Annotated in this window: 9 protein-coding genes; 1 reads left to right on the top strand and 8 read right to left on the bottom strand. The window is 72.0% G+C overall.

What is annotated here, in order from left to right:
• Positions 1-62: 62 nt before the first annotated feature.
• From C7M71_RS21085 to C7M71_RS21050, 8 genes are all read right to left on the bottom strand, one after another.
• Entirely contained in the window at positions 63-1,223 is a 1,161-nt protein-coding gene (locus C7M71_RS21085; protein WP_162824325.1) for a WXG100 family type VII secretion target, read from the bottom strand.
• 5 nt (positions 1,224-1,228) lie between these two features.
• A complete protein-coding gene (locus C7M71_RS21080) occupies positions 1,229-1,525 on the bottom strand; it encodes a WXG100 family type VII secretion target (protein ID WP_111490169.1) in 297 nt (98 codons plus the stop codon).
• Positions 1,526-1,695: 170 nt separating this feature from the next.
• Positions 1,696-3,156: a cellulase family glycosylhydrolase gene (locus tag C7M71_RS21075; RefSeq protein WP_322975183.1), complete on the bottom strand. Its 1,461-nt coding sequence runs from the start codon at positions 3,154-3,156 to the stop codon at positions 1,696-1,698.
• Between the two features lie 266 nt (positions 3,157-3,422).
• Positions 3,423-4,064 (bottom strand): endonuclease, encoded by a 642-nt coding sequence (locus C7M71_RS21070; protein WP_111493012.1) that lies wholly within the window; start codon positions 4,062-4,064, stop codon positions 3,423-3,425.
• A 334-nt stretch (positions 4,065-4,398) separates the two neighbouring features.
• Entirely contained in the window at positions 4,399-4,887 is a 489-nt protein-coding gene (locus C7M71_RS21065; protein ID WP_229758829.1) for an ATP-binding protein, read from the bottom strand.
• Between the two features lie 90 nt (positions 4,888-4,977).
• Positions 4,978-5,751 carry an enoyl-CoA hydratase/isomerase family protein gene (locus C7M71_RS21060; RefSeq protein WP_111493013.1) on the bottom strand — a complete coding sequence of 258 codons (774 nt, stop codon included), beginning with the start codon at positions 5,749-5,751 and terminating at the stop codon, positions 4,978-4,980.
• 140 nt (positions 5,752-5,891) lie between these two features.
• Positions 5,892-7,157 (bottom strand): L,D-transpeptidase, encoded by a 1,266-nt coding sequence (locus C7M71_RS21055; protein ID WP_229758828.1) that lies wholly within the window; start codon positions 7,155-7,157, stop codon positions 5,892-5,894.
• A 151-nt stretch (positions 7,158-7,308) separates the two neighbouring features.
• On the bottom strand, positions 7,309-8,520 hold the full coding sequence (locus C7M71_RS21050; RefSeq protein ID WP_111493014.1) for a L,D-transpeptidase: 1,212 nt from the start codon (positions 8,518-8,520) through the stop codon (positions 7,309-7,311).
• Between the two features lie 238 nt (positions 8,521-8,758).
• Here C7M71_RS21050 and glgX point away from each other — a divergent pair, with 238 nt between their 5' ends.
• A complete protein-coding gene (gene glgX / locus C7M71_RS21045; RefSeq protein ID WP_111493015.1) occupies positions 8,759-11,056 on the top strand; it encodes a glycogen debranching protein GlgX in 2,298 nt (765 codons plus the stop codon).
• Positions 11,057-11,066 lie beyond the last annotated feature (10 nt).

Raw genomic sequence — 11,066 nt, 5'->3', positions numbered from 1 at the left:
CCCGGCGTCGCGGCAACCCTCGCTCCCTACCTCGGACGCTGACGCCCCCGGCCCGGCCAACCTCACCCGAAGAGACGGACCCCCCGCTCACCCAGCACGGCGCGCGCGAGCGCCAGGGTGTCCGGGCCCGTGCCGTGCGGGAAGTAGGCGAGCGCCGGGACCTCCCAGCGTCCCGCCGCCTCCCTGAGCCCGTGCAGCGCCGCCTCCAGCTCCTTGGCGCCGAGCACCCTGGGCGAGTCGGCCACCAGGACGAACTCCCCATCCGCGCCGATCACATCGACATGCGCCGGGACACCGCCGGACACCCGGCCACCGGTCAGCCGGGCGACCTGCTGCCTGTCCAGGCCGACCGCCGAGACCGGAGCCCGGCGGCGCGGCGGAGACCAGGCCGCCGCCGGCAGCGGCCCGGTCTCCGGTACCCGGGGGCAGGGCCGGGTCTCCGCCTGATGGACCCGGAGCTGCGGCACCCGGTCCACGGCGCGCCGGAGCAGGGACGGGAGGTCCCGCAGCAGCCCGGCGGCGGGCAGCGCGGCAGCCGACACGGCGGACGAACCCGGGTCGCCAAGGTCCTCCGCCATGGCGGCGGCCACGTCCAGGCACGCAGAGCCCAGCCGCCCGCAGGCCACCGCCGCGGCCGAGAGCAGCGACCGCTCGTGGTCGGGCCCCCGCCAGAGGGTCGACCAGTGGTGGTGCACGGCGTCCAACTCCGGGCCGTGGGCGTCGCCGTACAGCGGCCAGAGCGAGACGTTCATCATCCCGCCGGCCTCGGTCAGCGCCTCGGTGAGCTTCCGCCAGGCGTAGGCGGCGTCCTCCAACGCCGGAATCCTCGGCAGTCCCGGGCCCCCGGCGGTCAGCGGCATCCGATAGCGCGGCGCCGCGACCGTGTCGTGCAGCGAACGGGTGTCGGGGTGGGCATGCGGCGTGGTGGCATGGCTGGAGTGGTCGGCCAGCACCAGGTTGTTGGCGGTCGCGGTGAGGCAGTGGGACATCAGCCCCAGCGCGTCCACCACGCTGCGGAGGGCGTTCAGGACGGCCGCCACCGCCTGGTCGTATGCCTCGGCGAAGCAGGCGGCGTGCTGCCCCGCCGCCATCCCGGCCGTCGGTTGGAGACGGCCCGTCAGCAGGCAGCAGCCGTCGTGGATGTCGGCCTGGCCGGCGGCGATCCGGGTGGCGGCACGGTAGAGGACCTCGGGGTCGACACGGACCGGAGCCAGTCTGGACACCGGGGTCACTCGGCGCACCACATCCGCAGATTGGCGTCCCGGGCCGCGCTGTAGTTGAAGTGGGCGGTGCCCAGCACGCTGCGCAGGTGCTGGAGCGAGCGCAGCAGCAGGTCCGAACTGCTGTACCACTCCTGGAAGTACTGCGCGAACCGCTCGGAGGCGGCGCCGCTCCACTCCTCGCCGACCTGGCGGAAGCCTCGGTGCAGATCGTCCATCAGGGGGTCGAGGCGGCCGGCGACCTTGGCGAGTTCGTCCCAGCACTCCTGGAGGCATTCCAGGTCCACATGCAGCTGCTGATCCATGCCTGCCCCCTGCTCAGTTCCCCGGTAAGCACAAGACTCGGCAACGTTAGCGCAAACCCGGTGCGGGCCTGCGTCTGCCCGCAGGGGCCCGAACCATGCGCAACGGCAGGGGCCCGCCCCGCCGCGGATGCGGCGGGACGGGCCCCTGGTGGTGCGAGTGGTGCGTGGGATCAGCTCGCGGTGCAGGTGAGCGTGGGGGTGCTGTTGGTGCCGCTGTAGGTGCCCTGGAAGCCGAACGACGTGGTGCCGTTGGCGGCCACCGAGCCGTTGTAGCTCATGTTGGTCGCGGTCACCGAGGTGCCGCTCTGGGTCACATTGGCGTTCCAGGAGGAGGTGACCTTCTGGTTGCCGCTGAAGGTCCAGGTGACCTTCCAGGACTTGATGGCCGTGTTGCCCGCCTTGACCGTCACGTCGGCGGTGAAGCCGTCGTTCCAGGAGTTGGGCGAGTAGGTGGCGGTGCAGCCGGCGTTGTTGCCGTTGCCGCCCGTGGTGCTGCCACCGGTGGTCGTACCGGCCGTGGTGCCACCGGTCGTCGTACCGGCCGTGGTGCCGGAGGTGGTGCCACCGGTGGTGGTCCCGGCCGTGGTCCCGCCGTTGGTGGTGCCCGCCGTGGTACCGGAGGTGGTGCCGGAGGTGGTGCCGGAGGTGGTACCACCGGTGGTGCCGCCGCCGGAGTAGACCGTAGCCTCCTTGGCGGTGGACTTGATGCCGTTGGCGCCGTTGAAGATGCGCTGGCCCCAGCTGGTGAGCTGGGAGGCGTTGAAGTTGGTCACCATGTCGAGGTACTCGACGCCGCCGCCGTTGCCGCTCCAGGACCAGCCCAGGTAGCCGAGCTTCAGCGACTGGGCGTAGGACATGATCGAGTCCTCGTCCGGGTCACCGTCGCTGTGCATATTGCCGAACTCGCCGACCACGATGGGGAGTTTGGCGGAGACAAAGCTGTTGAGGTAGTTGCTGACGAGGCTGGCGTTGGTGTACACGCCGTACATGTGGATGGAGAAGACCGTGTTGGCGTCCGCGTCGGCGGCGAAGACGGTCTTGGCGTTGTCCCGCATGGTGCCGGACCAGTCCTGACCCCAGTTGGGGGCGTCGACCATCAGGGTGTGGTGGAAACCGGCGTTGCGCATCTTCTTGATGGCGGCCGTGGTGTCGGCGGTCCAGCCGGAGGTGTTGTTGTTGCCGTACGGCTCATTGCCGATGTTGATGATGATGTAGTTCTCCTGGCCGGTCAGGGCGCTCTGGATGCTGATCCAGTAGTCCGCGGCCTTGGAGAGGGTGATGGCGCCGCTCTGCTCGCCGTAACCCGTGGTGTCGTGCGCCTCCAGCACACAGATCAGGCGGTTCGCCTTGCACTGGGCGACGACGTTCGCCACATCGGTGGCGCTGTTCTTGGTCCACAGGTCGCCGGTGGCGAGCACCACCCGAACGGTGTTGGCGCCCAGCTTCTTGATGTCAGCGAGCGAGCTGAGCTTGTCGGGGTACCAGGTGTGGGCGTGGCTCACGCCTCGCATGATGTAGTCATTGCCATTGCCCTCCAGCAGCCGCCCGTTGCTCACATGGAAGCCGGTGGCGGCATGGGCGGGCTGGGCTACGGCGAACATGGGCACGAAGAGGGCGAATAGTGCCGCCACCGCGCTTGCAATACGTTTTCTCATCGGACGACTCCCATTGCGGAGGAATCCCGTGGATTCCAGGTGGGGTCGCGACACAGTCCGGCGACCGAGAAGGGCCCCGCCGCTCCGGCCTGGGGCTTCGCCATCGCATCGACCGGCGAGATTGTCGCCTCGGGGACAGGGGGCAACAACCTGTCGACCCGCCTGAATGGTCGATGACATCCGGCGCGGACCTCAGCGTAAACGCGCACTACGAAGATCACAACGGTATGAGCCGAACCGGTTTAGTTGGATGCCCGCAGACCTTCCGCCACGTCCTTGTGCAGAGCCGCGCGGACCAGTGCGGCAGCGAAGGCTGCGGGGTCGTGGCGGCCGATCAGCCGGGTCAGCGCGGCGGGGTCGGCGGGCAGGCCGAGGCGGTCGGCGCCCTGGAGCGCCTTGGCGCCGAAGTAGGGTGCGACGCCCGGCCAGACCCCCTGCACCTCGCGGAGGAAGATGTCGGCGCCGGCCGGTCCGATGCCGGGGAACTCCTGGAGCGCCCGGGCCAGCGCCTCGACCGAGTCGCCCGCCTCCCGGTGGAGGGCGCGCAGATCGCCCTTCCAGCGGTCCAGCAGCAACTGCGCGCCGTCGCCGAGCCGGGTGGCGGTGGACTCGTCATAGCGCCGGTACCCGCCCTCCCCCAGCGCGTCCACCCGCTGCTGCCAGCTCGCCTCCCGCATCCGCTCCGGGCTCCGCATCCCGGCGGCGAAGAGGGCCCGCGCGGCGGCCACCGCCACCTCGGCCCGGATCCGGGTGCTGGCCAACTCCGAGAGCACCAGCAGCTCGTAGAGCGGTCCGGGGCTGTCCCGCAGCCGGATACCGGCGTCGGCGGCATAGGTGCGTCCATGGGCCCGGACCAGGCGGTCGACTGTCTCGCGATCGGTCACGGGCGGCGGAGTACCCCGCTCACCTCGGCGAAAACCCGCCCGACTCAAGGTCGCGCGGGCTGCATACTCATGAACTCCAAGGCAAAAGGATCTGTACACCTTTGAATACGAGGGGCATGGTTTGCCCGAACGCCCCGGCCCATGCGATAGTCAAGCCGTAGACCACGGCCCTCCGCACCGACCCGGCACGGCCGTTCCGCACCGCGTGGCACGCACCCCCCTGGCCTGCGCGGTGACGCGCAGGGGCCCCCGCCGCCGTACCTCGGCGCACGGGGGCCCCGCATGCTTTTCCCGGCGCCCAAGCGCCCAGCGCCCAGCGCCCGGCACCCAGCGCTCAGCGCTCGCGCACCCGCAGTTCGAACCAGACGCTCTTGCCCCGGGACAGCAGATCCGCGCCCCAGCGGTCCGACAGGGTCTCCACCAGGTGCAGCCCGCGCCCCGAGTCCGCAGCGGGCTCCACCCGGATCAGGCACGGCAGCGCCCGCGAGGGGTCGCGCACCTCCACCCGGAGCCAGCCGGGCCGGCGGACGAAGCGCAGGCCCACGGTCCGGCCGCCGGTGTGCTTGACCGCATTGGCGACCAGCTCGCCGACCAACTGCTCGGCCGCCTCCCGCTGCTGGACCAGGCCCCAGAGCTCCAGCACGGAGAGGGTCAGCCGCCGCGCCTCGGCCGCCGACTCGGGCCGCGCCGGCAGCCGCACCTCGTCGACGGCGGGGGCGGCCAGCCGGTCGAAGAAGGCCACCTCCAGCTCGTCCCGGGCGAACTCCTCCGGGAAGCCCGGGCTCGGGTACTGCGACTGCTCTGCTTCGCCCGGGCCCACCATGCGCCCCATCATGTCGGGTTCGGGCCCCCCGGGGAGGCAAACCGCGAAAGGATCACTAGTCACACAGCGCAACCAGCAGAGCGGGCGCGGTCAGCGGAACTTCGCCTTGCCCGGCCCCTCCTCCACAAAGCTGCGCATGCCGGTCTCGCGGTCCTCGGTGGCGAAGAGGCCCGCGAAGAGGCCGCGCTCGATGGCCAGGCCGGAGTCGAGGTCCGTCTCCAGACCCCGGTCGACGGCCTCCTTGGCCGCCCGCAGCGCCAGCGCCGGTCCGGCGGCGAGCCGCGCGGCCCAGGCCCGAGCGGCGGCGTACACCTCCTCGGCGGGCACCACCTGGTCGACCAGGCCGATGCGCAGCGCCTCGTCGGCCTTCACCTGCCGCCCGGTGAAGATCAGGTCCTTGGCCCGGGAGGGGCCGACCAGCCGGGACAGCCGCTGGGTGCCCCCGGCGCCGGGGATCAGCCCGAGCAGGATCTCCGGCTGGCCGAGCCGGGCGTTCTCCGCCGCGATCCGGATGTCGGCGCAGAGGGCCAGCTCGCAGCCGCCGCCCAGGGCGTAGCCGGTCACGGCGGCCACCACCGGCTTGGGGATGCGGGCCACGGCGGTGAAGGCTTCCTGGAGCGGGGCGCCGCGCTCGGCCATGTCGGCGTACGACATGGCCTGCATCTCCTTGATGTCGGCGCCGGCGGCGAAGACCTTCTCGCCGCCCCACAGCACGACGGTGCGTACCTCCGGTCGGCGGGCCGCCTCCTCGGCGGCCTCGCGGAGCTGGTCCTGCATCGCGGCGTCCAGGGCGTTCATCGGCGGGCGGTCCAGGCGGATGGTGCCGATGCCGTCCTCGACGTCGAGGTGGACGGTGCGCGTCATTGCGGCCTCCCGTGGGCAGTGAGGGTGTGGTCAGGCGAGATGCTGCCGGGCCGACCCTAGCGTGCGGTACGGGAGAGGCCCGGTCCCCGGGCACGTGGCGTGCCTGGGGACCGGGCCTCGGTGGCGCGGGGGGAGGTCGGTCAGCTCTCGGCCTTCCACTGCGACCAGGACATGTTCCAGCCGTTGATGCCGTTGAACGGGTCCACGGTGCGGTCGTGCGAGTTCACCACCTGCACCACATCGCCGATCAGCGAGTGGGCGTAGAACCAGGCGGCGGGGGTGTTGGGGTCGCCGGCGCCCTGCGCGTCACGCAGGCCCACGCAGCCGTGGCTGGTGTTCTGGGAGCCGAAGATGCTGGGAGCGCCCCAGTAGTTGCCGTGGATGAAGGTGCCGGACGTGGTCAGCCGCATGGCGTGCGGCACGTCCTTGATGTCGTACTCGCCCTTGAAGCCGACCGAGTCGCCGTTCATCCGGGTCTGGACGTACTTCTCGGAGATCACCATCTTGCCGTTGTAGGTGGTGTTCTGCGGGGAGCCGGCCGAGATCGGGATGGTCCGGGAGACCGCGCCGTTCTTCTTGATCACCATGGTGTGCTTCTCCGCGTCCACCAGGCTGACCTGGGAGCGGCCGATCTCGAACTTCACGTCCTTGGACTGCACACCGTAGACGCCGGGGGCGCCCTCGACGCCGTTGAGCCCCAGGTGCAGCGTGACCTTGGTGCCGGCCGCCCAGTACTCGGCCGGGCGGAAGTCCAGCCGCTGGTTGCCGACCCAGTGGCCGACCACGTCCACCGACGGGTTGGCGGTCACACTGATGTGGTCCAGGACGTCCTTCTTGTTGGTGATCGCCTTGTTGAAGTTGAGCGAGACGATCATGCCGACGCCGTAGGTCTGGCCCTGCTCGGTGTTGAAGTACCCGATGAAGGTGTTGGCCGGGGTCAGCGTGGTGAAGGTGGAGTTCTCCACCGCCTCCAGGCCCTTGGCGTCCTTGGCGTGCGCCTCGACCGTGTACTTGGTTCCGGTGCCCAGCACGTCGGACGGGGTCCAGCTGGTGCCGTCGGCGGCCATCGCGCCCTCGACCGCGGTGCCGTTCTCCGAGGTGACCTTGACCGAGGTCAGCTTGCCCTTGCTGACGGCCACCTTGAGCCCGTCACGGGTGGCCACATTGCTGGCGCCGTCCTTCGGTGTGATGGACACCACGGCGTCGGAGGTCTTCTCGGCTGCGGCCTTGTCGGCCTGGCTGGCGCCCTTGTCGCCGCCCGGCTGACCGGCGGCCGAGTCCGGAGACTTCGCACCACCGGAACTGCAGGCCGTGACCAGCGCCAGCAGCGCCCCCAGCAGCAGTGCCAGTACGCCCTTCAGGACGTTGGGGCGTATCGCGGCGGGTGCCGCCTGTTCCGGCTTCACGTGTGTGCTCCCCTCCCGGTTTCCACTCCACTAGACACGCTGTGGTGCGGTTCCGGTTGCATCGGCCGCGAATCTTTCGCGCAGGCGATCTCCGAGGATAACGGGAGGTTCTGAAAGCGTTCAGGGAGGGATGCGGGAAGACGGCCGGGCGTCAGTTACCCTGCGGGCTCCAGCGAGCCCAGGGCAGGTTCCAGTCGCCCAGCCCGTTGTCGGGGGCGACCGTGCGGTCGCCGGAGCCCACCACCCGCACCACGTCCCCCAGCAGGGAGCGGGAGAAGAACCAGCCGGCGGGCGTCCTGGCCCCGCCGCCCTTGACATCGGGCAGGCCCACACAGCCGTGGCTGGTGTTCCGGGTGCCGAAGACCGAGGGGGCGGCCCAGTAGTTGCCGTGTACGAAGGTGCCGGAGCCGGTCAGCCGCATGGCGTGCGGCACATCGGGGATGTCGTACTCGCTGCCCAGGCCCACGGTGTGGGAGTTCATCCTGGTCACCGCGTACTTCTCGGAGATCACCAGATAGCCGTTGTAGGTGGGGTGCTGCGGGCTGCCGGCCGAGATCGGGATGGTGCGCAGCAGGTGCCCGCCACGGCGGACCACCATGGTGCGGGAGCCGACGTCCACGGTGGAGACCTGGGAGCGGCCGACGGTGAACCGCACCTCCTTGTCCTGCACCCCGTACACGCCGGGGGCGCCCTCCTGGTCCCTGAGCCCCAGCGAGAGGACCACCCGGGTGCCCGGGCTCCAGAAGAACTTGGGCCGGAAGTCCAGCCGCCGGTCGCCGAACCAGTGCAGCCTGACCGGCACCGGCGGGTCCGAGGAGACCCGGACCGCCCGCTCCACGGCGGCACGGTCGGTGATCGACCGGGTGAAGCGGAGGGAGACGGGCATGCCGACGCCGACCGTGGAGCCGTCCTCGGGTGTGAAGAAGGCCACAAAGGTGTGCTTGGGCACCAGCGTGGAGAAGGCCGCGTGCCGGGCCGCCTCCAGACCCTCCGGGTCCCGGGCCACCGCGTCCAGGGTGTAGCGGGTGGAGAGCGCCAGCCGGCCGTCCGGCTCCCAGACCGCGCCGCCGGGCGTCAGCCGCCCGGGGACGGTGTGCCCGCTGTCGTCGGCCAGCCGTACCGAGGTCAGCCGGCCGTGGGTGGCGGTGACCCGGACGGCGCCGGTGGGCGGCACCTCGGCGGCGCCGTCGGCGGGGGTGATCGCGATCACGGCGCGGGACACCCGGGGCAGCCGCACGCCGTCCGAGGAGGAGCCCCCGGTAGCGACGGGACCGCATCCCGCCAGCGCCGCCAGGGCCACCAGCGCCCCGCCGACGGCGGCGCGCGCGCTGCGGCTGCGCCGCACGGTACTTCCGAGCTGCATCCCGGCCCCTCCCTGGACTCCCTCGGACGGCCGATCCCGCTGGTGCCGGCCGCGCCGGGCGCGATGCCCCGGCGTCCGGCCCAACGAGCCGCCGCCCGCAGGGGACACGGCGGCGTCACCCAAAGCGGCAGGGCGTTCACGGAGGGTCGCTGCCGGATTCCGTGCGTGACAGCCGCCCCCGTTCTGGGGAGACAAGAGGTTACGGGGCACGGGACGCCCCGCGCTGGGAGGGTGCGCCATGGCGGCATGGCAGCAGGTCGACGGCGGCGGACCGGACGACGAGGACCGCGCCCGCGCCCACGCCGAGCCACGCCCGGGCGCCGGGCTGCGGCTGGTGCCGACCGGGCCGTACGCGGCGCCGTACGCCGACCCGGAGCCCGAGCCCGCCTGGCCGGGCAGCCGGCAGCCGCTGGGCGCCCGGTTCCGTACCGCGCCGGACGGCACCCCGGGCACCAACTTCGCCCTCTGGGCGGCCGGCGCCGAGGCGGTGGAGCTCTGCCTCTTCGACGACGACGGCACCGAGACCCGCCACCGGCTCACCGAGCAGACCTTCCAGACCTGGCACGGCTTCCTCCCCGGGGTGCGGCCGGGGCAGCGGTACGGGTTCCGGGTGCACGGCCGCTGGGACCCGTGGACCGGCGCCCGCTGGAACCCGGCCAAGCTGCTGCTTGACCCCTACGCCCGGGCGGTCGACGGGGAGCCGCGCAGCCATGACGCGCAGTGCGGCTCGGTCCGCGACTGGCCGGAGGCCGAGGTGGCGGACACGGTGCGGGACAACCGCGACTCGGCGCCGTATGTGCCCAAGGCGGTGGTGGTCCAGGACGACGACGACTGGGAGGACGACCGGCGGCCCAAGACGCCCTGGGCCGAGACGGTCCTCTACGAGGTGCACGTCCGAGGCTTCACCATGCGGCACCCCGGCGTCCCCGAGCGGCTGCGGGGCACCTACGCCGGGCTCGGCCACCCCGCCGCGGTGGACCACCTGGTGCGCCTGGGGGTGACCGCGGTGGAGCTGCTGCCGGTCCACCAGTACGCCAGCGAGGACCACCTCCAGCGGCGCGGGCTGCGCAACTACTGGGGGTACAACACCCTCGCCTACTTCGCGCCGCACGCCGGCTACTCCTCCTCCGGCACCCGGGGGCAGCAGGTCGGCGAGTTCAAGCGGATGGTGCGGGCGCTGCACCGGGCCGGGATCGAGGTGATCCTGGACGTGGTCTACAACCACACGGCGGAGGGCGGCCAGGGCGGCCCCACCCTCTCCTTCCGGGGGATCGACAACGCCGCCTACTACCGGCTGCCGCCGCTGCACCCGCGCGGCTACGCCGACTACACCGGCTGCGGCAACACCCTGGACACCCGGCAGCCGCACGTGGTCCGGCTGATCACCGACTCGCTGCGCTACTGGGTCGCCGAGATGGGGGTGGACGGCTTCCGGTTCGACCTGGCGGCGGCGCTGACCCGGAGCAGCGACGGGGTCGACATGCACTCGCCGTTCCTGGCGGCGGTCTCCCAGGACCCGCTGCTCAGCCGGGTCAAGCTGATCGCCGAGCCCTGGGACGTCGCGCCCGGCGGCTACCAGGTCGGCGGCTTCCCCCCGCTGTGGGCGGAGTGGAACGACAAGTACCGGGACACCGTGCGGGACTTCTGGCGCGGCGCCCGCCCGGACGTCCGGGAGCTGGGCTACCGGCTCTCCGGCTCCTCCGACCTGTACCAGCGCGGTGGCCGCCGCCCCTACGCCTCCGTCAACTTCGTCACCGCGCACGACGGCTTCACCCTGCGCGACCTGGTCAGCTACGACGGCAAGCACAACGAGGCCAACGGCGAGGAGAACCGCGACGGCACCGACGACAACCGGTCCTGGAACTGCGGCCACGAGGGCGAGACCGACGACCCCGGGATCACCGCGCTGCGCCGCCGGCAGCTGCGCAACATGCTGGCCACCCTGCTGCTCTCCACCGGGGTGCCGATGCTGGTGGCCGGCGACGAGATGGGCCGCACCCAGGGCGGCAACAACAACGCCTACTGCCAGGACAACGAGACCGGCTGGATCGACTGGTCGCTGCTGGAGGACCCCGGCTGGCGGGCGCTGTTCGACCTGGCCGCCCGGCTGGTACGGCTGCGCCGCGCGCACCCGGTGCTGCGCCAGCGGGCCTTCTTCTCCGGGCGGCCCGCGCAGCCGGGCGGGCTGCGCGACCTGGCCTGGTTCACCGCCGGGGGACGGGAGATGACCGAGGCGGACTGGTACGCGCCGACCGGCGCGCTGGGCATGTTCCTCTCCGGTACGGACATCGGCGAGCGCGACCCGGCCGGCCTGCCGGTGCTCGACGACAGCTTTCTGCTGCTGCTCAACGCCTCGCACCAGGACGTGGTCTTCACCCTCCCCGGCGAGCCCTGGGCGGCCGGCTGGCAGACCGTGGTGGACACCTGGTCGGAGGAGCAGGCGGCACCCCCGGTCGGGCGGCCGGCGGCCGGTGCGGAGGTCACCCTGCGCGGTCGCTCACTGCTCCTTCTGCGCACGGCGGACACTCCGTCATAACCGCAGCCTC

This window comes from Peterkaempfera bronchialis (assembly GCF_003258605.2).
Classification (GTDB): domain Bacteria; phylum Actinomycetota; class Actinomycetes; order Streptomycetales; family Streptomycetaceae; genus Peterkaempfera; species Peterkaempfera bronchialis.
This window is presented reverse-complemented; position numbering and strand designations above follow the sequence as displayed.